Annotated in this window: 21 protein-coding genes; 13 read left to right on the top strand and 8 right to left on the bottom strand. The window is 68.4% G+C overall.

What is annotated here, in order from left to right; all coding sequences use genetic code 11:
- Window positions 1-33: 33 nt before the first annotated feature.
- The 3 genes from ispG to ACYSM9_RS01315 are packed head-to-tail and all read left to right on the top strand — an operon-like array spanning window position 34 to window position 2,838.
- A complete protein-coding gene (ispG, locus tag ACYSM9_RS01305; RefSeq protein ID WP_141161002.1) occupies window positions 34-1,200 on the top strand; it encodes a flavodoxin-dependent (E)-4-hydroxy-3-methylbut-2-enyl-diphosphate synthase in 1,167 nt (388 codons plus the stop codon).
- Window positions 1,163-2,053, top strand: coding sequence for a GNAT family N-acetyltransferase (locus ACYSM9_RS01310; protein ID WP_461855204.1), 891 nt, complete (start codon window positions 1,163-1,165; stop codon window positions 2,051-2,053). Before ispG ends, ACYSM9_RS01310 begins: the two co-directional genes overlap by 38 nt.
- Before the next feature lie 50 nt (window positions 2,054-2,103).
- The gene (locus tag ACYSM9_RS01315; RefSeq protein WP_461855171.1) at window positions 2,104-2,838 is read left to right on the top strand and encodes a hypothetical protein; all 735 of its coding nucleotides are present in this window, start codon (window positions 2,104-2,106) and stop codon (window positions 2,836-2,838) included.
- Here the strand turns inward: ACYSM9_RS01315 and ACYSM9_RS01320 are convergent.
- Genes ACYSM9_RS01320 through ACYSM9_RS01330 form a run of 3 tightly spaced genes read right to left on the bottom strand, consistent with a single transcriptional unit; the run spans window position 2,831 to window position 5,015 of the window.
- Window positions 2,831-3,439 (bottom strand): TetR/AcrR family transcriptional regulator, encoded by a 609-nt coding sequence (locus ACYSM9_RS01320; protein ID WP_461855172.1) that lies wholly within the window; start codon window positions 3,437-3,439, stop codon window positions 2,831-2,833. The two genes, ACYSM9_RS01315 and ACYSM9_RS01320, sit on opposite strands and share 8 nt — an antisense overlap.
- A complete protein-coding gene (locus ACYSM9_RS01325) occupies window positions 3,436-4,179 on the bottom strand; it encodes an ABC transporter permease (RefSeq protein ID WP_461855173.1) in 744 nt (247 codons plus the stop codon). The genes ACYSM9_RS01320 and ACYSM9_RS01325 overlap by 4 nt, the downstream gene beginning before the upstream one ends.
- 11 nt (window positions 4,180-4,190) lie before the next feature.
- Window positions 4,191-5,015 (bottom strand): ABC transporter ATP-binding protein, encoded by an 825-nt coding sequence (locus ACYSM9_RS01330; RefSeq protein ID WP_461855174.1) that lies wholly within the window; start codon window positions 5,013-5,015, stop codon window positions 4,191-4,193.
- A gap of 428 nt (window positions 5,016-5,443) precedes the next feature.
- Here ACYSM9_RS01330 and ACYSM9_RS01335 point away from each other — a divergent pair, with 428 nt between their 5' ends.
- The 3 genes from ACYSM9_RS01335 to ACYSM9_RS01345 all read left to right on the top strand — a co-directional run bounded on the left by ACYSM9_RS01335 (window position 5,444) and on the right by ACYSM9_RS01345 (window position 9,518).
- The gene (locus tag ACYSM9_RS01335) at window positions 5,444-7,255 is read left to right on the top strand and encodes a proline--tRNA ligase (protein ID WP_461855175.1); all 1,812 of its coding nucleotides are present in this window, start codon (window positions 5,444-5,446) and stop codon (window positions 7,253-7,255) included.
- Window positions 7,252-8,046, top strand: coding sequence for a sulfite exporter TauE/SafE family protein (locus ACYSM9_RS01340; RefSeq protein ID WP_461855176.1), 795 nt, complete (start codon window positions 7,252-7,254; stop codon window positions 8,044-8,046). Before ACYSM9_RS01335 ends, ACYSM9_RS01340 begins: the two co-directional genes overlap by 4 nt.
- An 80-nt stretch (window positions 8,047-8,126) precedes the next feature.
- Window positions 8,127-9,518, top strand: a complete 1,392-nt coding sequence (locus ACYSM9_RS01345) for a pyridoxal phosphate-dependent decarboxylase family protein (protein ID WP_461855177.1) — start codon at window positions 8,127-8,129, stop codon at window positions 9,516-9,518.
- 60 nt (window positions 9,519-9,578) lie between these two features.
- Here ACYSM9_RS01345 and ACYSM9_RS01350 read toward each other — a convergent pair whose 3' ends face one another.
- The 3 genes from ACYSM9_RS01350 to ACYSM9_RS01360 all read right to left on the bottom strand — a co-directional run bounded on the left by ACYSM9_RS01350 (window position 9,579) and on the right by ACYSM9_RS01360 (window position 12,570).
- Window positions 9,579-10,610: an aminoglycoside phosphotransferase family protein gene (locus tag ACYSM9_RS01350; RefSeq protein ID WP_461855178.1), complete on the bottom strand. Its 1,032-nt coding sequence runs from the start codon at window positions 10,608-10,610 to the stop codon at window positions 9,579-9,581.
- Between the two features lie 25 nt (window positions 10,611-10,635).
- Window positions 10,636-11,403 (bottom strand): VIT1/CCC1 transporter family protein, encoded by a 768-nt coding sequence (locus ACYSM9_RS01355; protein ID WP_461855179.1) that lies wholly within the window; start codon window positions 11,401-11,403, stop codon window positions 10,636-10,638.
- A gap of 75 nt (window positions 11,404-11,478) precedes the next feature.
- Window positions 11,479-12,570 carry a DUF4439 domain-containing protein gene (locus ACYSM9_RS01360; RefSeq protein ID WP_461855180.1) on the bottom strand — a complete coding sequence of 364 codons (1,092 nt, stop codon included), beginning with the start codon at window positions 12,568-12,570 and terminating at the stop codon, window positions 11,479-11,481.
- 103 nt (window positions 12,571-12,673) lie between these two features.
- On the opposite strand from ACYSM9_RS01360, the gene ACYSM9_RS01365 reads away from it, so the two are divergent.
- The 5 genes from ACYSM9_RS01365 to rbfA all read left to right on the top strand — a co-directional run bounded on the left by ACYSM9_RS01365 (window position 12,674) and on the right by rbfA (window position 18,628).
- The gene (locus tag ACYSM9_RS01365) at window positions 12,674-13,288 is read left to right on the top strand and encodes a ribosome maturation factor RimP (RefSeq protein WP_461855181.1); all 615 of its coding nucleotides are present in this window, start codon (window positions 12,674-12,676) and stop codon (window positions 13,286-13,288) included.
- Entirely contained in the window at window positions 13,288-14,268 is a 981-nt protein-coding gene (gene nusA / locus ACYSM9_RS01370; RefSeq protein ID WP_461855182.1) for a transcription termination factor NusA, read from the top strand. The genes ACYSM9_RS01365 and nusA overlap by 1 nt, the downstream gene beginning before the upstream one ends.
- Window positions 14,269-14,443: 175 nt before the next feature.
- Entirely contained in the window at window positions 14,444-14,791 is a 348-nt protein-coding gene (locus tag ACYSM9_RS01375; RefSeq protein WP_461855183.1) for a YlxR family protein, read from the top strand.
- 152 nt (window positions 14,792-14,943) lie between these two features.
- On the top strand, window positions 14,944-17,826 hold the full coding sequence (gene infB / locus ACYSM9_RS01380) for a translation initiation factor IF-2 (protein WP_461855184.1): 2,883 nt from the start codon (window positions 14,944-14,946) through the stop codon (window positions 17,824-17,826).
- 292 nt (window positions 17,827-18,118) lie between these two features.
- Window positions 18,119-18,628 carry a 30S ribosome-binding factor RbfA gene (rbfA, locus tag ACYSM9_RS01385; protein WP_461855187.1) on the top strand — a complete coding sequence of 170 codons (510 nt, stop codon included), beginning with the start codon at window positions 18,119-18,121 and terminating at the stop codon, window positions 18,626-18,628.
- 60 nt (window positions 18,629-18,688) lie between these two features.
- Here rbfA and ACYSM9_RS01390 read toward each other — a convergent pair whose 3' ends face one another.
- Window positions 18,689-19,813: a ScyD/ScyE family protein gene (locus ACYSM9_RS01390; protein WP_461855188.1), complete on the bottom strand. Its 1,125-nt coding sequence runs from the start codon at window positions 19,811-19,813 to the stop codon at window positions 18,689-18,691.
- Between the two features lie 173 nt (window positions 19,814-19,986).
- On the opposite strand from ACYSM9_RS01390, the gene ACYSM9_RS01395 reads away from it, so the two are divergent.
- A complete protein-coding gene (locus tag ACYSM9_RS01395) occupies window positions 19,987-20,472 on the top strand; it encodes a nucleoside deaminase (RefSeq protein ID WP_461855189.1) in 486 nt (161 codons plus the stop codon).
- Window positions 20,473-20,474: 2 nt separating this feature from the next.
- A complete protein-coding gene (gene trxA / locus ACYSM9_RS01400; RefSeq protein ID WP_461855190.1) occupies window positions 20,475-20,912 on the top strand; it encodes a thioredoxin in 438 nt (145 codons plus the stop codon).
- Here trxA and ACYSM9_RS01405 read toward each other — a convergent pair.
- Window positions 20,909-22,078 (bottom strand): pyridoxal phosphate-dependent aminotransferase, encoded by a 1,170-nt coding sequence (locus ACYSM9_RS01405; RefSeq protein WP_461855191.1) that lies wholly within the window; start codon window positions 22,076-22,078, stop codon window positions 20,909-20,911. The genes trxA and ACYSM9_RS01405 overlap by 4 nt on opposite strands.
- Window positions 22,079-22,143 lie beyond the last annotated feature (65 nt).

Consider the following 22,143-nt stretch of genomic DNA (forward strand, 5'->3'; position numbering starts at 1 on the left):
CGCCTCCATACCGCTTCAACTCAAGGAGTCCACGTGACCTCGGTCAGCCTGGGAATGCCGTCAGCACCGCCGCCCGTCCTCGCCCCGCGCCGCAAGACGCGCCAGATCAAGGTCGGGTCCGTGGGCGTAGGTTCCGATTTCCCCATCAGCGTGCAGTCCATGACCACCACGCCCACCACGGACATCAACGCCACCCTGCAGCAGATCGCTGAACTGACGGCTTCGGGCTGCGACATTGTCCGCGTGGCCTGCCCCTCCGCGGACGACGCGGAGGCGCTGCCCATCATCGCCCGGAAGTCCCAGATCCCCGTCATCGCGGACATCCACTTCCAGCCCAAGTACGTTTTCGCCGCAATCGAGGCCGGCTGCGCGGCCGTCCGCGTGAACCCGGGAAACATCCGCAAGTTTGACGACCAGGTGAAGGAGATTGCCGCCGCCGCGAAGGACCACGGCACTTCCATCCGCATCGGCGTCAACGCCGGTTCCCTGGAACCCGGCATCCTCAAGAAGTACGGCAAGGCCACACCTGAGGCGCTGGTTGAATCAGCCGTCTGGGAAGCCTCCCTGTTCGAGGAGCATGGCTTCCACGACTTCAAGATTTCGGTGAAGCACAACGACCCCGTGGTCATGGTCGCTGCCTACGAAATGCTCGCCGAAAAGGGTGACTGGCCGCTGCACCTGGGCGTCACCGAGGCCGGCCCTGCATTCCAGGGGACCATCAAATCCGCCACCGCCTTCGGCGCCCTCCTTTCCCGGGGCATCGGCGACACCATCCGGGTCTCGTTGTCCGCGCCGCCGGTGGAGGAGATCAAGGTGGGAAACCAGATCCTCCAGTCCCTGAACCTGCGCCCCCGAAAGCTGGAAATCGTCTCCTGCCCCTCCTGCGGCCGCGCCCAGGTGGACGTGTACACCCTGGCTGAGCAGGTCACCGCCGGCCTGGAGGGGATGGAAATCCCGTTGCGCGTGGCGGTCATGGGCTGCGTCGTGAACGGACCGGGCGAGGCCCGCGAAGCCGACCTTGGTGTTGCCTCCGGCAACGGCAAGGGCCAGATCTTTGTGAAGGGTGAAGTCATCAAGACTGTCCCCGAGAGCGCAATTGTTGAGACACTGATCGAAGAGGCCATGCGTATCGCGGAAGAGATGGGGGAGGCCGATGGCGAAGATGCTGTCAAGGGTAGCCCCGTGGTTAGCGTCTCGTAGGGACGTTCCGGACCCTGCGGGGCTCTCCGTCCGTACCCTCGACGGGCAGGACACCGACGCCCTGAGGCTGCTGGCTCAGCAGGATCCTGTGGCCAACGTGTTCATCCTGGCCCACCTCCGGGCTACGGGCACGGCCGCGCCAACCAGCGGCGGCGCGGGCGTGATCGGCATTTTCGACGACGGCATCCTTGCGGGTGCCTGCTGGGCCGGGGCCAACCTGGTCCCGGTCCAGCTGGACCCGGCCCTCGCACCCCTGGTGGCGGAAGCGGCGAGCAGTTCAGGCCGCCGCTACGCATCGGCATTCGGCCCGGCGGAGGCCGTCCTGGCCATCCACGCCGAGCTGGCGGAGCTGGGGCACCGGGCCCACGAGGTCCGCGAGGACCAGCCGCTGATGGTCATCGACGAACCTCCCCGCGTGCAGCCCAACCCCGGCCTCGGCCACGGAAACCTGGCCGACTTCGACCGCATCCTCCCTGCCTGCGCCGCCATGTTCGAGGAGGAAGTGGGCTACTCGCCGTACCTGGGCGGCAGGGAATTCTACAGCCGCAGGGTGGAAGGCCTCATCCGGCAGGGCCACTCCCTGGTCCACCTTAACGACTCCCGCGAAGTGGTGTTCAAGGCCGAACTCGGCGCAGTCACGGCGGACGTCACCCAGGTCCAGGGCGTGTGGATGAACCCGCTGTTCCGGGGCCAGGGGCTCAGTTCCGGCTACATGTCAGCGGTCGTGGAGCAGGCGCAGAAGATCGCCCCCATCACCAGCCTGTACGTGAACGGTTTCAACACCAAAGCCAGGGCCACCTACGAACGCGTCGGCTTCCGGCAGGTGGGGACGTTCGCTACAGTTCTCTTCTAGCGGCATCTGCCGGAGGCAAACTTAACACTGGGGGAAAAGTGAAGAAGTCCGTGCTGGCTGCAACCGGGGCTTCCGCCCTCCTGGCCCTCGCCCTCTCCGGCTGCGGCGGATCCGGAGCGCCGCAGGCCGCAGATTCCTCAACCCCCGCGCCGTCGCAGACCACCGCGTCGCCCACTCCCACCCCCACCCCCACGCCGAAGTCCTACACGGCCGACCAGCTGGCGGCCATCGTGGGCCAGATCAGGGACTCGGCGGACCGCAGGCTGACCGTCCTGCCCGCCGTCGACATCAACAAGACGCTGGAGCAAACCAAGACCATGCTCGCGTCGATCGACGTCAAGCCCGCGGAATGCAAGGAGCTCGCAGCTGCCAGCGCCGTGCCCAACGTCGACGGCGCCACCATGGCCATCGGCATGAGCACCGATGCCGGCACCGGCGCCTCAAGCGCGTTGTCGCTGATCGCCGGCCTGGACCAGAGCCTGCTGGGCAAGGTGAAGGGCTCCGCGGACCAGCTGGCGAAGTGCTCGTCCATGACCATGACGGCCTCCGGCATGGAGGCCTCGGTCACCGTGAAGGCCCTGCAGGGAGTGGGCTCGGTTCCCGGCGTCTTCGCGTACCGCACGGATGCCACCTTGCCGGATGGCCGCACGCAGTCCACCGTGACGGCCCAGGCGGTCCAGCAGGGCGTGGTCCTGACCTCCGTGGCCTCCGGCGGCGCGAGCGAGGCCGACGCCGTCCAGCGCGCGGGTGCGCTCATGGACTCCGCTGCCGCCCTCCTCAAATAGGGCCGGTCAGGTACCGCTGCACATTGGGGGCCGTGAGCCGTACTAACTCCTCCGCGGATACGGACGCGAGGGGTTCCAGCCGCACCACGTAGCGGACCATCATCAATCCCACCATCTGGGTCGCCACCAGGCTGCCGCGCAGCGCCACCTCCTCGGGGGTCCCCGGTACGCCGGCCATGATCCTGCTGATGATCCTGCGGGCCACCATGTCCCGCAGGAGCGCAGTCTTGGCCTTCGAACCGATGGTCCCCCGGAGGAAGGCGAGCAGCCCGGGCTGGGCGGGACTTTCCCACATCCGCAGGACGGTCCTGACGATCAGCTCGGCACGTTCGCCGGGGTCGGACCCGGCCACGCCGGCCAGCACCTGCTCCGGGTCGGCGGGCAGTTCAACGCTGAGGGCGAAGAGCTCGTCCTTCCCGCGGAAGAAGTGGTGGATCATGGCCGGGTCCACTCCGGCCGCACGCGCCACCTGCCGAAGGCTCGTCCCTTCGAAGCCGTGCTCCGCGAAGAGCCGCCGCGCGGCGTCGAGGATATGGTCCCGTGACTCGGTGGCCCCGCCGCGCCGTCCCCGGGGGGACCTGCCGGGCGCGGGCAGGCTCACGCGGTCCGCCGCCGGAGCGTGAGGGCGGCGAGTACCAGGACGCCCAGGGCGATGGCCGCGATGGTGCCTGCATCCTGCCAGAGCCGGTCGGTGGCCTCGGAGTGGGCCGCGATTTCCTGGAGCGCGTCCACGGAGTACGTCAGGGGCAGGACGTTGGAGATCGCTTCCAGGAGATCGTTCATCCGGTCCCGCGCCACGAACAGGCCGCAGAGCAGGATCTGCGGCACCACCACCACCGGCATGAACTGGACTGCCTGGAATTCGGTCCGCGCGAAGGCTGAACAGAACAGGCCGAGCGCCACGCCCAGGACGGCATTGGCCACCGCGATCAGCACCACGTACCCCGGTGCACCCTTGATGTCGAGCCCAAAGATCCAGTACGCCACGGCCGTTGCTACCAGTGACTGCAGGGCGGCCATCAGGGAAAAAGCAACGCCGTAGCCAAAGAGCAGGTCGGCCTTGTTGACCGGTGTGGTCAGCAGCCGTTCCAGGGTTCCGGAGGTCCGTTCCCGCAGCATGGTGATCGAGGTGACCAGGAACATCACCACGAACGGGAAGATGGCAAGCATCATCAGGCCCACCCGGTCGAACGTGCGGGGTACTCCCGGCGGCAGCGTTTCATTCTCGTAGAGGAAATACACCGCCGTGAGCAGCAGCGCGGGGACCACCAGGATCATGGCAATACTGCGGTGGTCGTGGCGCAGCTGGCTGAGGACCCTCCGCGCGGTGGCGAGCAGCATCCTGATATCCATCACAGCACGCTCCGGTCCTGGTGGACCGCCGCCGGTCCTGGGTCAGAGCCGGCATCTGTTTCATGCGCGGTTCCGGACTCGCGGATGATGGACAGGAAGGCCTGTTCGAGGTTGCTGCTGTGGCCCCGCCGGCTCAGGTCGCCCGGCGTCAGCTGGGCCAGCAGCCTGCCGTCGCGGAGCAGGAGCAGCGTTTCGCAACGGCTTGCCTCCTCCATGACGTGGCTGGAAACCAGGAGGGTGGTTCCGGCCTCCGCCATGGCCCGGAACCGGTCCCAGAGGTCCGCCCGCAGCACGGGGTCCAGGCCAACGGTGGGCTCATCCAGCACCAGGAGCCGGGGGTGCGCCACCAAGGCGCAGGCGAGCGATACGCGGTTGACCTGGCCGCCGGAGAGGTTGGCTGTCTTCCGGCGCGTTTCCGGAACAAGCCCGACGGCGGCAATCGCCTCCGCGACGTCGGCGCGCCCCTTGCGGTGCATGGCCGCGAAGTAGCGGACGTTCGCTTCGACGGTGAGGTCGGGGTAGACGCTGGGGGACTGGGCCACATAGCCCACCTGCTGCCGCAGCGCCCTGCTGCCCGCCGGCAGGCCCAGGACCCGGAGCGAGCCCGAGGCGATGCGCTGTGCCCCCACGATGGTCCGCATGAGGGTGGTCTTGCCGCTGCCGGAAGGCCCGAGAAGGCCGGTGATCCGCCCGGCGGGAATGTCGAAGTCCAGACCGTGAAGGACGGGGAGCCTGCCGAGTTTGACGCGCAGGCCGGCGGCGGTGACCGCTCCGGACTCCTGTTGCTGGACGTCCGCCAGTGGTATCGCCGCCGAATGGGACATGACCGCCTCCGCCCTGGAACCAGGCTGGTCCGCCTGGTAACCGCAGAATTCATCGCCTGATGAATTAAAGCTAGGCCTGCGGCGGGAGCCGGTCAACAGGCAAACGCATCCGGAAAACTACTTGTCAAACGTGTGCGCGATCACATAGGTTCGATCTAGCTGCGCTGGAAGTGGGGTGGGCGGTCTCACCAGTCCTCACCAGTACTCAGGCGATAACGGCGTTGGGCCACGCCCGGATGCGATGACCAGCCTCATTGGGGGGCCAGGGGCTTTGTTATTCCGGGCGTGGCCCTACTGTGTCCGGGGCTTCGTCCCGTGCGGGGCATCCGGCGCAGTCTGTGCCGGAGTCCCGGTGCCGGTAGATTAGTACCCAGACGAATTTGTCCGGCCCTGCTGACCCAGCACTTCCCCAGAAACGGATACCACCCGTGGTCCTACGCCTGTCCCAGCTTTTCCTGCGCACCCTGCGCGAAGATCCCGTCGACGCCGAGGTCGCCAGCCACAAGCTCCTCGTCCGCGCCGGCTACATCCGCCGCGCGGCCCCCGGCATTTACACCTGGCTCCCGCTGGGACTGAGCGTCCTGCGCAAGGTGGAGCAGGTGATCCGTGAGGAGATGGCGGCCATCGGTGCCCAGGAAGTGCACTTCCCGGCGCTGCTTCCCCGCGAGCCCTACGAGGCCACCAACCGCTGGACGGAGTACGGGGAAGGCCTGTTCCGCCTCCAGGACCGCAAGGGCGCCGATTACCTGCTGGCCCCCACGCATGAGGAAATGTTCACCCTCCTGGTCAAGGACCTGTACTCCTCGTACAAGGACCTCCCGCTGAGCCTCTACCAGATCCAGAACAAGTACCGCGACGAGGCCCGTCCCCGGGCCGGGCTCCTGCGCGGCCGCGAGTTCATCATGAAGGACTCCTACTCCTTCGACGTCGACGACGCCGGCCTGGATGCCAGCTACGCCGCCCACCGCGCCGCCTACCTGAAAATCTTCGAGCGGCTGGGACTCGAGGTGATCCCCGTCGCGGCCACCGCCGGCGCCATGGGCGGTTCCAGGAGCGAAGAGTTCCTCTTCCCCACCGAGATCGGGGAGGACACGTTCGTGCGCTCGGCGGGCGGCTACGCAGCCAACGTCGAAGCGGTCACCACGGTGGTCCCCGCGGATATCGACTTCACCGGTGCCCCGGCCGCCGAGGTGCTGGACACCCCTGACACGCCCACCATCGAAACACTCGTCACCGCCGCCAACCAGATTGCCCCGCGGGCCGAGTCCGACGGCGGGGCGTGGACTGCCGCGGACACGCTCAAGAACGTGGTCCTCGCCGTCACGCTGCCCACCGGTGAGCGCCAGTTGGTGGTCCTCGGCGTGCCGGGTGACCGCGGCGTGGACCTGAAGCGCGTTGAGGCGAACATCGGAGCCTTCCTTCCGGTCGCCGGCGAAATCGGCCTGGAGCAGGCGGGCGAGGAAGACCTCAAGAAGCAGCCGCTGATCGTCAAGGGCTACCTCGGCCCGGGCCTGTCCCTCGATGAGCCGCTCCTGGGCGCCGAAAGCGCCACCAACCTGCTGTACCTCGTGGACCCCCGCGTGGTCCGCGGCACCGCGTGGATCACCGGCGCCAACGAGGCCGGCAAGCACGTGTTCGGCCTCGTGGCCGGCCGCGACTTCGGCTGGGACGGCGTGATCGAGTGCACCGACGTCCGTGCGGGCGACCCCTCTCCCGACGGCTCCGGCCCCCTGGAAACGGCGCGCGGCATCGAGATGGGCCACATCTTCCAGCTCGGCCGCAAGTACGCAGAGGCACTGGACCTGAAGGTCCTGGACCAGAACGGCAAGCAGGTCGTGGTCACCATGGGCTCCTACGGCGTCGGCGTCACCAGGGCTGTTGCCGCACTTGCCGAAGCCAACCACGACGACCGGGGACTGGTCTGGCCGCGCGCCGTGGCACCCGCCGACGTGCATGTCGTGGCTGTGGGGCGCGGTGAAGAGATCTTCGACGCTGCCGAAAAGCTTTCCGCCGAACTCGAGGCGGCCGGCCTGTCCGTCATTTACGACGACCGGCCCAAGGTCTCGCCCGGCGTCAAGTTCGGTGACGCTGAACTCGTCGGCGTTCCCACCATCCTGGCCGTCGGCCGCGGCCTGGTGGACGGCGTCGTGGAAATCAAGGACCGCCGCAGCGGGGAAGCCGAGAACATCGAGGTGGACAAGGCCGTTGACTACGTGGTCAACGCCGTCCGCAACCAGTGATCTCCGGCTTCGAATCGATCCAGCTCACCACCATCATCCTGATCGTGGTGGCTGGATTCGCCGCAGGCTGGGTTGATGCGGTGGTGGGCGGCGGCGGACTGATCCAGCTGCCCGCCCTGCTGCTGGTACCGGGCATAGCCCCCGTCCAGGCACTGGCCACCAACAAGATGGGTTCCATCTTCGGGACCGCGACCAGCGCCGTAACCTACTACCGGCGGGTGGGGCCGGACCTGCGCACCGCCCTACCCATGGCGGTCATCGCACTGGCAGGCAGTTTCGGCGGGGCCACCCTGGCGGCAAGCCTGCCCGCCGGGGTGTTCAAGCCCATCATCGTGGTGGCCCTGGTCGCCGTCGCGCTTTTCACCGCGCTCAGGCCAAGCGTAGGTGAACTGACCGCTCTGCGGCACGACGGCCACAAGCACTACGTCGTCGCCTGCCTCATCGGCGCCGTGATCGGCTTCTACGACGGCCTGATCGGTCCCGGCACCGGCTCCTTCCTGGTCATCGCCCTGGTGTCCGCCATGGGCTATGCCTTCCTGGAAGCCAGCGCCAAGGCCAAGATCGTGAACATGGCCACCAACGCCGGCGCCTTGCTCTTCTTCCTGCCGCACGGCTCCATCCTGTGGGGCATCGGCCTGCTGCTTGGCGCAGCCAACATGGCCGGCGGCTACCTGGGGGCGCGGACGGCGGTCAAACAGGGCAGCAAGTTTGTCCGCGTGGTCTTCCTGGCCGTCGTGGCGGCCCTGATCGTCAAACTGGGCTACGACGTCTGGCAGGAAAACTTCGCCTGACCGGTCCCGCGCGTGATCTGCAGCGGCGTCCCGACAAACCCGTCCTCGTGGCCGGGAGCGCCCCGGCGTAGCATGCAGGTATGTCACACGGGGACGATGAGTACGCCCGGGCCATGGCGGCCGCGGCACGCCATGCGGAGGCCTGGCTGCAGAGCCTTCCGGACCGTCCGGTGGGACCCCGCCATGACGCGTCAGAGCTTGCTGCCGTGTTCGGTGGACCGCTGCCCGTGACGGGGATGCCGGCTCCGGACGTCATCGACTTCCTGGCCAAGGCAGCCGAACCGGGACTGATGGCCATGCCCTCCGGCAGGTTTTTCGGCTGGGTCATCGGCGGCACCCTGCCCGCTGCCCTGGCCTCGGACTGGCTGGTGAGCGCCTGGGACCAGAACGCGGCCATGCGCTACGCCACCCCCGCCACAGCCGCCATAGAGGACAGCGCCGGAAAGTGGCTACTGGAACTGCTGGGCCTGCCGGCGGGTTCCGACGTCGGCTTCGTCACCGGCGCCACCATGGCAAACTTCACCGGGATGGCCGCGGCGCGCTGGCGCTTACTCGCGGACGCAGGCTGGGACCTGGACCGTGACGGCCTGTCCGGGGCACCGCGGATCCGCTGCTTCGTGGGGCGGGAAAGGCACGACACTGTCGAGCTCGGCCTCCGCTACCTTGGCCTGGGAAAGCCAATCCAGGTCGACGCTGACGCACAGGGCCGCCTGCTTCCCGCCGCGCTGGACGCCGCCCTCGCCGCCGGGCCGGGCCCGGCCCTGGTATGCCTCCAGGCGGGCAACGTGCACTCGGGTGCCTTCGACCCCTTTGCCGAGGCCATCGCCGTCGCACGTAAACATGGCGCGTGGGTCCACGTCGATGGTGCCTTCGGCCTGTGGGCCGCCGCCGTGCCGGAACTGCGGCACCTCACCCGGGGGTTTGAAGAGTCGGATTCGTGGGGCACGGACGCCCACAAGACCCTGAACGTGCCCTACGACTGCGGCATCGCCATCGTCCGTGACCCGTCGGCACTGCGGGCTGCGATGGGCCTGCATGCGAGCTACCTGGTGCATGACGCCGAAGGCCCCGGAGATCCGTTCGAGAAGGTCCCGGAACTTTCCCGCAGGGCGCGGGGCGTGCCGGTGTGGGCGGCGCTCAAGAGCCTCGGAAGGGACGGCGTCGCGGCCCAGGTGTCGGGGCTCGCGGCCGCTGCAGCCGCGATCGCCGAAGGGCTGGCGGGGCTGGACGGGGTGGAGATACTCAACGACGTCGGCTACACCCAGGTGTGCCTGGCATTCGGGGATGACGCCACCACCCGGGCCGTCACCGCCCGCATCATCGAGGAGGGGCGGGTCTGGATGTCGGGCTCCCGCTGGCACGACCGCGACATCCTGCGGGTATCGGTCAGCAACTGGCACACCGCGGAGGAGGACGTGGAAACGGCCGTGGGCGCCGTCCGGTCGGCCCTGGCCGCGGTGCGGGGTTCCTGAGGCTTCACGCCTTCGCCCAGTCCTGCCGTGCCTGATCCTGCCGTGCCCGATCCTGCCGTGCTAATCCTCTCCGGGCTCCGGCAGCGCATATGGGTGCGGCAGCTCGGGCAACGTGTGCCCGGCCAGCGTGCTGGCCACCCACAGCGAGCGGGCCAGATCCCCGGGGCGGCCATGCGCGGCGGACCAGAGGGCGTTGTCCACCTCCCTGGCGATGGCCCACTGCCGCGACACCTCCGGGTCGAGGCCGCCGGTGGCGCTGAAGTCCCGGCAGCGGTCCAGCAGGCCCTGGCCGGGCCGGTCCGCCGGCAAGTCCCGAAGCCGGTTCCACAGTAACGGCGCGACGGCGAACTCCGGCTCGCCAATCATCGGCTGCGGGTCGATGGTGGCGTACCCGGACGCGCCCGGGGTGGCCTCCATGGCTGCCGCCGCGCCGCCAACCAGCGGCGCGGGCCGCGCCAGGATGTTCAGGAAATGCAGGTCGGTGTGCACCAGGACATCGCGGCCGGACCGCCGTCCCACGGCGCCGCGGGTCTGGCAGACTTCCAGTGCCGCTTCCAGCAGCCAGCGCGGGAAGGGGCGGCCCAGCTGTTCCCAATCCGCGGGGAAGTCATCACTCCACTGCTCGGCACGGGCGGCGATGTGGCGGAACTCCCGCCATTCGGGGCGCGCGTCCGGCACCAGACCCAACTGCCGGACCAGCCCGCCCCAGACCTGCGCAGCCTCGTCCATGGGCAGCTCCGCCGCGGACCGTCCGGCGTCCAGGCGTTCCAGCAGCATGGCGCACACTTCTGGCTCCGCTGCCAGAAGGGACACGGCTCCCTCTCCGCGCCACAGTTCCAGGGCGTGCCGCTCCAGTTTTGCCTCATCGTGGGGAAAGGCGACCTTGAGGGCAGCGGCAGACCCGTCGTGCCGCCGGACCGCGGCCACGATGCCGCCATGCCCGTGCCACGGTTCGGTGCCGACCGGGAGGTCCGGCTCCAGCCGCCATCGCACCAGGAGGTCCTGGATGAGGCCCGGAAGCGACGCGAGCCAGGCACGCCCGGCACTGCTGCCGGAGTACCGTTGCGCCAGGCGGGCGGGAACGGTGATCACGCGGTCAAAACTACGGACGGCATGGCTAGACCACGCCCGACGCGCCCAGCAGGTTGCCGATGATGAAGGTGGCTGCCAGCGCCAGCGCGCCACCCACCACCACCCTGACTGCCGCCCGGGTCTTGGACCCGCCGCCGATCCAGGCGCCCAGGGCCCCCGTCAGGGCCAGCGCCACCAGGACGGCGGCGAACGTCAGCGGAACCCGGACCTCCGGCGGGGGCAGAAGGATCGCCAGCATGGGCAGCACCGCGCCGATGGTGAACGCGATGGCGGAGGCGAACGCCGCGTGCCACGGGCTGACGATGTCGGTTTCGTCGATGTTGAGTTCCGCCGACAGATGTGCCGCCAGTGCATCGTGCGCCGTCAGTTCCTCAGCCACCCGGGCTGCCGTCTCCGGGGTGAGGCCCTTCGCCTGGTAGATCGCGGCGAGTTCGGCGAGCTCCTCCTCCGGTTCCTCCGCCAGTTCCCGGCGCTCCTTGTCGATCAGTGCACGCTGGCTGTCGCTCTGGCTGCTGACCGAAACGTATTCGCCGAGGGCCATGGAAACCGCGCCACCCACCAGGCCGGCCGCCCCTGCTGCCAGGATGGGCCCGGTATCGGCTGTGGCGCCCGCAACGCCCACCACGATCGCCGCGACCGAGACAATGCCGTCATTGGCGCCCAGCACCCCTGCGCGCAGCCAGTTCAGCCGGTGGGCAATGTCGTTCCCGTGCGGTTCGGTTTCCAGGTGCTGGTCGAGGCCGGGGCCGGCCTCGGATGCATCGGCAGGCCCGGCCGGTTCGTGTGCGTCCATGCCTCCAGCAAACCATCACTGCAGGGGCGCCGCCACTCCGGAGGGCAGCGGGCCGGAAAGCGGCGCTGCCGCTGGTCAGAACGCCGGGGACGGAGTGGCCACTTGTCCGGTGGGAAGGCCGGGGAGTTGGTCTTCCTCGAGCGGCAGGCCGGGCACCGGCCCCGGATCGGCACCCCAGTGGGCTGCGCGCCCGGCCGCTGACTGCAGCGCTGCCACCGCCCAGGCCCGCACCGGGCCCTGCTGCGAGAGTGCCACCAGGTCGCCATAGGCGGCCAGCGTTGCCGCCTCAAGCCTGCCAAGCCCGGCTGCAGGGGCGGCCAGGAACTGCGCGTCCAGGACGTAACCCGGCTGCTGCGGCGCCGCGGTGGCGGAGGACAGGCGCAGCCGCACTCCCGCCGCGTCAGCGAGGTCGCTGTGCTGCCCCAGGTAGGCCAGGGCGGTTCCCGCGTCGGTGGGGGCAAGGCGGGGGAGGGCCGCCTGGTAGCCGTAGACCGCCTGCTGCTCCGCGGCCACGGCCGCAGCCAATGCTGCGCCCGGCCCTGCCCCTTCCGCTGCCGGAACGGCCGGACAGGAAGGACCCGTCTCTTCAGGAGCTGGAATCCCGCCTGCCGGTCCGGCGCCGGCAAGTCCTCCTGCCGTTGCGCCGAGCCGTGCGGCTGCCAGGAGTTGGGCGGTGCCGGTGCCGGCCAGGAGCCTTGCCATGCCGCCGTCGGCCTCCTGCGCATCCTTGACCCGCTCTGTGCCGCTGGCCATGAGTGCTGCGGCAAAGCCGGCGAGGCCGGGTTCCGCGGCGGGATCCGATGCGGACGGGGCCGACGCGGCGGATGATGCGGCCGGGGGAGCGGCTTCCGTGGCCGCCGGCCCGGGTACGGGAGTGGGCGCAAGCAAGGCCCTGGCCTGGATGGTCAGCAAGGTCACAACAGTGTCCACGGAGGCGGCGTGGGCAGCATCGGCGGCCGCAAGTTCCATCCCGGAGGCCCTCAGGTCCAGGGCGTCCTCCAGGGCGGCAGCCCGGGCACGTTCAGAGAACGGCGGCTCCGAAGGGACGGGCTTTTCCGCGGGAACAAGCGTGAAACCGAGGCTCAGGACCACCAGTGCAGCCAGCGAAAGGACGGCGTAGCGAAACCTTCGCTGGTGGCGGCTGTTGTCCCTGCTGTCGTGTTTCACAACAGACCATGGTGCCACGGCGGCGGGAGCCCGGTGCACCACGGGACCGGTAAAATAGCTACGCTAGTAACACCACATCATCTATAGGGAGGCGGCCGGCATCGTGAGCAATGCAGAAGCCACGGCTTCACCAGACCACACCGGAACGGGAAGCGGAACCGCCCCGGCCCACAACCCGGAAGCCGCCCGGCTCAGGGCCCTCCTGGAACCAGCAGTCCAGGCCAACCGCCTGTACCTCGAAGATGTTGCCATCAACATTGCCGGCTCGCACCGTGTGGTCCACGTCGTGGTGGACCTGCCGCAGGAAGAGACCGGCGGCGTCAGCCTGGACGTCATCGCCGACATCTCCAAGGTGCTCTCGGACGTCATGGACGGCGACCCCAGCACCGACAGCCGGCCCTACGACCTCGAGGTGTCCTCGCCCGGCGTCGGCCGCCCGCTGACCGAACCCCGCCACTGGCACCGGGCCAAAGGCCGGATGGTCAAGGTCAACGTCGTCCAGGGCGAGAACGTCACCGGCCGCATCCAGTCGGTGGACGACGCCGGAGTGACCCTGGTGCCGGAAATCGCCGTCAAGAAGGGCATGAAGCCCCGCCAGGGCGAGCCCGTAAAGCTTCCTTTCGACAGGATCCGCAACGGAAAAGTCGAGATCGAATTCAGCCACCTTGCGGAGGATGGTCTGGAACCTGAACACAATGGACCTTCTGAGGAGGCCTGATGGATATTGACATGAGCGCACTAAGACTTCTGGAGCGTGAGCGTGAAATCCCGCTGGACCTCCTGATCCCCACCATCGAGCAGGCGCTCCTGGTGGCCTACCACAAGTCGCCCGGCGCCTTCGAGAAGGCCCGCGCCGAGCTGGACCGCAAGAGCGGCCACGTCACCATCTGGGCAGTGGAGATGGACGACGACGGCGCCCCCATCGGCGAATTCGAACACACCCCCGAAGGGTTCGGCCGGATCGCCGCCAGCACCGCCCGCCAGATCATCCTGCAGCGCCTGCGCGACGTCGAGGACGACAACGTCCTGGGAGAGTTCAAGGGCCGCGAAGGCGAACTGGTGTCCGGCACCATCCAGCAGGGCAACAACCCGCACATGGTCCAGGTCAACCTCGGTTCGGTGGAAGCGCTGCTGCCGCCGCCCGAGCAGGTCCCCGGCGAAAAGTACATCCACGGAAACCGGCTGCGCGCCCTGGTGATCGATGTCCACCGCGGCACGAAGGGCCCGTCCGTCACCTTGTCCCGGTCGCACCCCGGACTGGTACGGAAGCTTTTCGAACTCGAAGTGCCCGAAATCGCCGACCGCTCCGTGGAGATCGTGGCCCTGGCACGCGAGGCCGGCCACCGCACCAAGATCGCAGTCAAGGCCAAAGCGCCCGGCATCAACGCCAAGGGTGCCTGCATCGGTGAGATGGGCTCGCGGGTCCGCGCCGTCATGAACGAACTCAACGACGAAAAGATCGACATCGTCGACTTCAACGAGGACCCGGCGACCTTCATCGCCAGCGCCCTCTCGCCGTCGCGCGTGAATTCGGTCACCATTACCGATGAATCCACCCGGTCGGCCCGCGTGGTTGTCCCGGACTACCAGCTGTCCCTGGCCATCGGCAAGGAGGGCCAGAACGCCCGCCTGGCGGCCAAGCTGACCGGCTGGCGGATCGACATCGTCTCGGACGCGGCGGGCGCCCGGGACAAGTAGGGGCCTGCGGCGCAGCGACACCCGCGCCGCAGCCGCCCGTTGGGGCAGAACGCCTCCGAGGGGCTAGAATAGACAAGACCGCGCCTAACGGCCGGCAGCCGTGTGCCTTGGGAGTGCTCGTTTCCGCTATTGCGGAGCCGGGCCGCCCGTGGCCAGCAGAGTGAACGTCAGGACGATGACCGTGGCAGACATGCTTTCCACCGGAAATCAGCCTGAACGTACCTGCATCGGGTGCCGCAAGAAAGGCCCGCGGTCGCAGTTGCTCCGGCTCGTCGCCGCCGGCAGCGGGTCAACCGCTGTCCTGGTGGATGAACGACGCCGGATGGCTGGCCGGGGTGCCTGGCTGCACCCCACCGAATCGTGCCTGGCTCTGGCGACCAAGCGGCGAGCCTTCGGACGTGCCCTCCACGGCGCGACCGGGACAGCCGCCGTCGAACACTGGATCACGTCAGGTCCGTTCGTTGCGGAGGCGCAAGCCGCCACAACACCAACCGTCCAACCTGAAAGCGGGTCAGAAATCTGATGGAAACCCGATGAGTTCCCAGCGATGAGTGCGTAACGATGACAACTTTGTTGCGCTCTGCAATGGGCCCTTCCGCACCAACCGCGGCCGGGGCCCGCAGTAAGAAGTAGACGGTTCGTACCTGGCTCGGTGCGGACCGAGACAGGAGAAATGTGGCCAAGGTCCGCGTACATGAGCTCGCCAAAGAGCTCGGTATAACTTCCAAAGATGCAGTGACAAAACTGCAGGAACTGGGCGAATTCGTTCGCTCCGCCTCTTCCACCATTGAGGCCCCCGTCGTGCGGAAGCTCCGTAACGCCTTCCCCGACGCCGCTGCAAAATCAGCAGCGCCCGCCGCCGCACCCAAGGCTCCGGCACCCGCGGCAGAATCACGTCCCTCAGCCCCGGCCCCCGGCCCCGCTGCGCCCAAGGCTCCGGCCCCCAAGGCACAGGCGCCCGCCCCGGCTGCTCCCGCCGCCCCCGCACAGGCTCCTGCTCCCGCAGCCTCCGCTGCCGCAGCGCCTGCCGCTCCCGCGGCTCCCTCAACCGCCAAGCCCGGTGCCCGCCCGGCCCCCAAGGCCGAAACCCCGGCTCCGTCCGCCCGTCCGGGTGGATCCACGCCCTCCGCAGGTCCCCGCCCCGGCGGCCCGCGTCCGGGCAACAACCCCTTCGCCACCTCGCAGGGCATGCCCCGCGGCCGCGGCGGAGACGGTGACCGCGCCCCGCGTCCGGGCAACAACCCGTTCGCAACGTCCCAGGGAATGCCCCGTCCCGGCGGCAGCCGCACTGACGGCGACCGCCCCGGCGGTCCGCGTCCCGCAGCCGGTGCGGGTGGCCCCCGTCCCGGTGGTCCGCGTCCGGCAGCAGGCGCGGGCGGCCCCCGCCCCGCAGCCGGTGCAGGTGGACCGCGTCCGGGCGCACCGCGCCCCGGTGGTCCCCGGCCCACCCCGGGCATGATGCCCAACCGCACTGAGCGTCCCGCACCTGCCGGTGCAGGCCGTCCCGGCGGCGGCCGCGGTCCCGGACGTCCGGGCGGCGCTCCCGGCACCGGTGGTCCCGGTGGCGGCGGCGGTGCTCCGGCCGGCGGTGGCTTCGGCAAGGGCGGCCGCGGCCGCGGCGGCACCCAGGGTGCTTTCGGCAAGGGCGGCGCAGGCCGTGGCAAGCAGCGCAAGTCCAAGCGTGCCAAGCGCCAGGAACTTGAGCAGATGAGCGCACCGTCGCTGGGTGGCGTGAGCGTACCCCGCGGCGACGGAAACACCGTCATCCGGCTCCGCCGTGGCTCGTCCATCACGGACTTCGCCGACAAGATCGAGGCGAACCCCGCCGCGCTGGTCACCGTGCTGTTCCACCTCGGTGAAATGGCAACGGCCACCCAGTCGCTGGACGAAGACACTTTCGCCCTGCTCGGCGAGGAACTGGGCTACAAGCTCCAGGTCGTGTCCCCGGAAGACGAAGAACGCGAACTGCTCTCCAGCTTCGACATCGACTTCGACGCCGAACTGGAAGCCGAAGGCGACGAAGAACTCGAGGCACGTCCTCCGGTAGTCACCGTCATGGGCCACGTCGACCACGGTAAGACCCGCCTGCTCGATGCCATCCGCAAGTCCGACGTTATGGCGGGCGAGCACGGCGGCATCACGCAGCACATCGGTGCCTACCAGGTCACGCACAACCACGAAGGCGAAGACCGCAAGATCACCTTCATCGACACCCCGGGCCACGAGGCGTTCACCGCCATGCGTGCCCGTGGTGCGAAGGTCACCGACATCGCCATCCTGGTGGTTGCAGCGGACGACGGCGTCATGCCCCAGACCGTTGAAGCCCTTAACCACGCCCAGGCGGCCAACGTGCCGATCGTCGTGGCCGTGAACAAGATCGACAAGGAAGGCGCCAACCCGGACAAGGTCCGCGGCCAGCTGACCGAGTACGGCCTGGTTCCCGAGGAATACGGTGGCGACACCATGTTCGTGGAGGTCTCTGCCCGCCAGAACCTGCACATCGACGAGCTGCTCGAGGCCGTCCTGCTCACCGCGGACGCTGCCCTGGACATGCGCGCCAACCCGAACAAGGACGCCCGCGGCATTGCCATCGAAGCGAACCTGGACAAGGGCCGCGGTGCGGTTGCCACCGTCCTGGTGCAGTCCGGTACGCTGCGCGTCGGCGACACCATCGTTGCAGGCACGGCCCACGGCCGCGTCCGTGCGATGTTCGACGACGACGGCAGCGCCCTGACCGAGGCCGGCCCGTCCCGCCCCGTCCAGGTGCTCGGCCTGTCCAACGTCCCGCGTGCAGGTGACACGTTCTTCGTGACCGCTGACGAGCGCACCGCCCGCCAGATCGCCGAGAAGCGTGAAGCCGCCGACCGCAACGCCGCCCTGGCCAAGCGCCGCAAGCGCATCAGCCTCGAAGACTTCGACCAGGCCGTCGCCGAAGGCAAGATCGACACCCTCAACCTCATCCTCAAGGGTGACGTGTCCGGTGCCGTGGAAGCCCTCGAAGACGCGCTGCTCAAGATCGACGTCGGCGAAGGCGTGCAGCTGCGCGTCATCCACCGCGGTGTGGGTGCCATCACGCAGAACGACGTCAACCTGGCAACGGTCGACTCCGCCGTCATCATCGGCTTCAACGTCAAGCCGGCCGAGCGCGTCGCCGAACTGGCCGACCGCGAAGGCGTGGACATGCGCTTCTACTCCGTCATCTACGCTGCGATCGACGACATCGAGATGGCGCTCAAGGGCATGCTCAAGCCGGAATACGAAGAGGTCCAGCTCGGTACCGCCGAAGTCCGCGAAGTCTTCCGCTCCTCCAAGTTCGGAAACATCGCCGGCTCGATCGTCCGCTCGGGCATCATCCGCCGCAACAGCAAGGCACGCGTCAGCCGCGACGGCAAGATCATCGGTGACAACCTCACCGTCGAGTCGCTCAAGCGCTTCAAGGACGACGCCACCGAGGTCCGCACGGACTTCGAGTGTGGTATCGGTCTTGGGTCGTACAACGACATCGTCGAAGGTGACATCATCGAGACCTTCGAGATGCGCGAGAAGCCGCGCGTCTAGTCTGGTCGGCCTTCGGGCTGTCAGCAGTGCCAGGTGCGGGGCCGTTGGATTTTTCCGGCGGCCCCGCCCCTTCGCCGGACGGCTTTCGATCTTCGATCGCAACCCGTCCGGCTCCGACAGGCCCGATGCCACTCCCAGGCCGCCGGAAAAACCCAACGCAGGTCCGTCCTACACTCGCGATAGTGCGTGGCGTCCCGGCCCCAGGTGCGTGGCAGATAACTGAAACGTCCGATCGCAGCCCCTGTTGCCGCCGTCGTACGTCCCTAATTTTTTCTTCTTATAGGAGTTGTTCATGGCTGATCCGGCACGTGCTGCCAAGTTGGCGCAGCGGATTAAGGTTGTTGTTGCTGAGGCCCTGGGCCGGAAGGTTAAGGATCCCCGGTTGGAGGGGATCACTGTTACCGATGCCCGGGTGACCAATGACCTGCAGCACGCCACTGTCTACTACACCGTTTTCGGTGACCAGGCCGTCCAGGCTGATGCCGCCAAGGGGCTGGAGAAGGCCAAGGGTGTGCTCCGGCAGGAGGTTGGCCGCAACATCACCGCGCGGCTGACCCCCACCCTTGAGTTTGTCGCCGACCAGATTCCCGTGAACGCCTCCAACCTGGAGGAACTGCTGCGGGAGGCCCGGAAGCGGGACGCCGAGGTTGCCGCGCTGGCGGCCAACGCCCGGCACGCCGGTGACGCCGACCCCTACAAGTCGGACGCATCCGCCGACGTCGACATCGACGAAGACGACTTCGACGAGGAGGACCTCGACCTCAGCGCCGACGACGACGTCGATGAGGACGGCGGCAAGTAACGACGCACACCAGGGGCCCGGGAGCTGATCCCGGGCCCCTGGGGCGTTAAGGCCGGGTACCTACCGGAGGTCGGCCTTGATGACCTTTCCGGCCGGCGGTTGTGACGGATCGCCCAAGGCGTCGATGGTGGCGTACAGGTTGTGTCCCCGGACTTCCACGTCCGCCGGAAGGTTCACTTTCAGGAACTGCGACCGGTGGCCGGGGGAAGTGAACTTGAGGATTTCGCCGCCAAACAGTGAGGCAACGTAGATGTCGCCGTCATCGGTGACGGCAATCCCGGTGGGCGTGGTGATGTGGTCGGCCCACACATCGACATCGCCATCGGACGGATTGATCCTGAAGATCGCGCCGCGGGCACCGAGTTCCGGGCCCTCGGGGCCACCGGGCAGCGACGTCACGTAGAGCATGCCGTCCGGGCCAAACGCCACATCCGTGGGAACGGGCTCAAACGCGTACTTGTGGCCTGCCACGCAGTCGGGCACTGTGAAGGTGCCGCCCTGCATGTCGGTAGGAACCGTGAGTCCCTTGGGGATGGTGGCCGGACGTGGCGGCAGCACCGCGAGGGTATCGATGTCGCCGTCCCTCAGGTTGACCTTGAGGACGGCGTTCATGCCGGCATCGGCAACATAGGCGGTGTCATCACGGACGGCCAGCGCGTACGGGTGCGAGTCCACCAGGCCCTTGTACTTGGTAGGCGGGAAGGCCGGCCAGCCAGCCAGGCACTGGTCGCTGACGTCGCGCCCGAACCCATAGCGCTGGGAGCCGTCGGGATTCTTGCGGCGTTCGTAGTCGGCAAAGTTGGCGATGGTGTCCACATCACCCTTGGCGTCAATGGACTTCAGGTAGCCATGCAATGCGGCGGGGTCTCCCTGCCCGGCCCCCACGCTTTCCAGGAAGTAGGTGGTGCTGCCGCGGGTGTCCGAGCCCGCCACCTCCCATCCCGGCTTGGCGCTGTAGAGGTCCTCCGTGGAGCCATCGCGGCTGATGCGGGTGAGTTTTCCGGCGAAGTCCTGTGAGACGAGGACCGATTTGCCGGTTCCGGCGCTCACATGCAGCGGCGAAACCAAGCCACCGGCCAGCACGTCATAGTCCGTGGTTGTGTTGCCGGCGGCGGCAGGGCCCGCGGAGGCGATGAACGCAGCAGTGGCCGCCATGGAGGCCAAAAGGGTGAGTCTTTTCTTCATTGGGTACTCCGGGCTGGAAGCCCTTGTTGGTCCGGTTAAGGAGCCTCCGCAGAGGCGAAATATGGAACCCCCGGCGTAAGAGTAGGCCTCTACCAGCGGGTATACACCGCCCGCCTGCCCCCTATTTCCCCCCTTTTCGTCCCCTAACGCCGCGCTGTGGCTAGGATCGTGCTATGACGTCCGCAGAGCAGGGCAAGGGCCCCGTCCACTACCTTGAACAGGCCGTGCAGTTGGCCATCTGGAACGTCGGCCAGGGAGGCGGGCCGTTCGGCGCGGTGGTGGTCACGCCGGACGGGACCGTCCATGAGGGCGTCAACCGGGTGACGCGGGACAACGACCCCACCGCCCACGCGGAGGTGGTCGCCATCCGGGCAGCGGCCGCTGCTACGGCCAACTTCGACCTCGGCGGATCGGTCCTCTACGCCAGCTGCGAGCCGTGCCCCCTGTGCCTGGCGTCCGCACTGTGGGCCAGGATCGGCCGCGTGTACTTCGCCGCCGACCGCCACGGGGCAGCCGCGGCAGGCTTCGACGACGCCCTCTTCTACGACTACTTCAGCGGCAGCAAGCCCGACCTGATGCCGGTCACCCGGGATGACATCCCGACGTCGGACATCCCCTTCCAGACCTGGCGCGCCTTTGAGGGCAGGACGGAATACTAGCCATGGAACCGGCGCTCATCACCTGCCCCGCCTGTGGAAAGACCAACCGGGTACCCGCCTCCGCGGCGGGCCATCCTCGCTGCGGCAACTGCAAGGCGGACCTGCCCTGGATCGTGTCCGCGGGCGATGACGACTTCGCCTCGGTCGCCGAGCAGTCGTCGGTTCCCGTGCTGGTGGATTTCTGGGCGGCGTGGTGCGGGCCCTGCCGCATGGTCAGCCCGGTGCTGGACAAGCTGGCCCGGGAACGCCCCGGAAAGATCAAGCTGGTGAAAGTGGATGTGGACTCCTCGCCCCGGCTGTCCCAGCGTTTCGATGTCCAGGCCATCCCGACGCTGATGGTGATCGTGGACGGGAAGGTGGCTGCCCGCCAGGCAGGCGCCGCCCCGGCGAACGTGCTCCGCTCGTGGCTGGATGATGCAGTGGCCGGCGCCCGCAGCTAGCCTTCATGCCGGCTTTCCCTGGCGGGAAGCCGGGAGACCCCCTCGAGCAGGTCCTCCGTCCGGCCGCACAGGGCGATCCGGACCCACCCCTCGCCAATGGACCCAAACGCCGTTCCCGGTGCCAGCGCAACCCCCGCATCAGCGAGGAAGCGGCGTACCCAGGTCCGCACATCGCCGCCGGTGACGTGGGACATGTCGGCCCAGAGGTAGAAAGCGCCGTCGGCCCTCAGATAGGGGATGCCCTTGGCATCGAGCACGGCGGAAGCGGCGTCCCGGTTCGTCCTGTAGTGCCGGTGCGCGTGCCGGACATAGTCCTGCGGCCCGGTGAGGGCTGCGAGCGCAGCATACTGCGGCGCGGACGCCACGCAGGAGACGATCGATTCCATGACGTTGTCCATCTGCTGCTTCAGCCCAGGCGGGCACACCAGCGCACCGATCCGCAGCCCGGTCAGGCCGTACGTCTTGGACAGCGTCAGGGACGTGAAGACGCGCGCATCGCCGGCAGCGCCGCCGTCGAACCTTGCCGGGCTGACGTGGGGCACGTCGTAGGTGAAGGCCTCGTAGCACTCGTCCGAGATCACCCACAGGTCGTGGCGCCGGGCCAGGTCCATCAGTTCCCGCACGACGTCCTCGCCCAGCACCGCGCCGAGGGGGTTCGACGGCGAGTTCAGGACCAGCACCCGGGTGCGGTCCGTGATGAGTGCCGCCACGTCCGCGACCCGTGGCTGGAAACCGTGGTCCGGGTGCAGCGGGTACCCCACGGGTACGGCGTTGAGCAGCCTGGCTGTCATGGCGAAGGTGGGGTAGCCGGGGTTGGGGATCAGGATCCCGTCACCGGGGGAGAGCAGCAGGCTCATGGCGAAGTGCAGCCCCTGCTGCGCGCCGGACACCACGTAGACCCGGTCCGCGCCCACATCGACGCCCTGCTGGGCCCGGAACTTCGCGGCGAAGGCTTCGCGCAGCGCGGGGACGCCCGCGTTCGGGGTGTAATTGGTCTCGTCCCGGTCCAGGCAGGCGATGCCGGCGTCGAGGACGTGGCGGGGGAGGGGAAAGCCCGGTTCGCCGATGCTCAGGACCAGGGCGTCCGGAGTCCGCCAGGCGGCTTCCGTGATCTCCCGGATCTGGTTGACGGGCACGTCGCGGACATGGGCGGCAAGCTCAGGCATGCCTGCCATCCTAATACGAAAGTAGGGCTTGTCAGGCTGCGGTGGCCGGAGTGATGGTCACGTTG

This window comes from Arthrobacter sp. C152 (assembly GCF_054890965.1).

Coding starts and splice junctions, on each gene's coding strand:
- ACYSM9_RS01310 (WP_461855204.1), top strand. CDS start 1,163: ATGCTGTCAAGGGTAGCCCCGTGGTTAGCGTCTCGTAGGGACGTTCCG.
- ACYSM9_RS01325 (WP_461855173.1), bottom strand. CDS start 4,179: ATGCTGCTCGCCACCGCGCGGAGGGTCCTCAGCCAGCTGCGCCACGAC.
- ACYSM9_RS01330 (WP_461855174.1), bottom strand. CDS start 5,015: ATGTCCCATTCGGCGGCGATACCACTGGCGGACGTCCAGCAACAGGAG.
- ACYSM9_RS01345 (WP_461855177.1), top strand. CDS start 8,127: ATGTCACACGGGGACGATGAGTACGCCCGGGCCATGGCGGCCGCGGCA.
- ACYSM9_RS01355 (WP_461855179.1), bottom strand. CDS start 11,403: ATGGACGCACACGAACCGGCCGGGCCTGCCGATGCATCCGAGGCCGGC.
- nusA (WP_461855182.1), top strand. CDS start 13,288: ATGGATATTGACATGAGCGCACTAAGACTTCTGGAGCGTGAGCGTGAA.
- ACYSM9_RS01375 (WP_461855183.1), top strand. CDS start 14,444: ATGACCGTGGCAGACATGCTTTCCACCGGAAATCAGCCTGAACGTACC.
- rbfA (WP_461855187.1), top strand. CDS start 18,119: ATGGCTGATCCGGCACGTGCTGCCAAGTTGGCGCAGCGGATTAAGGTT.
- ACYSM9_RS01390 (WP_461855188.1), bottom strand. CDS start 19,813: ATGAAGAAAAGACTCACCCTTTTGGCCTCCATGGCGGCCACTGCTGCG.
- ACYSM9_RS01395 (WP_461855189.1), top strand. CDS start 19,987: ATGACGTCCGCAGAGCAGGGCAAGGGCCCCGTCCACTACCTTGAACAG.
- trxA (WP_461855190.1), top strand. CDS start 20,475: ATGGAACCGGCGCTCATCACCTGCCCCGCCTGTGGAAAGACCAACCGG.
- ACYSM9_RS01405 (WP_461855191.1), bottom strand. CDS start 22,078: ATGCCTGAGCTTGCCGCCCATGTCCGCGACGTGCCCGTCAACCAGATC.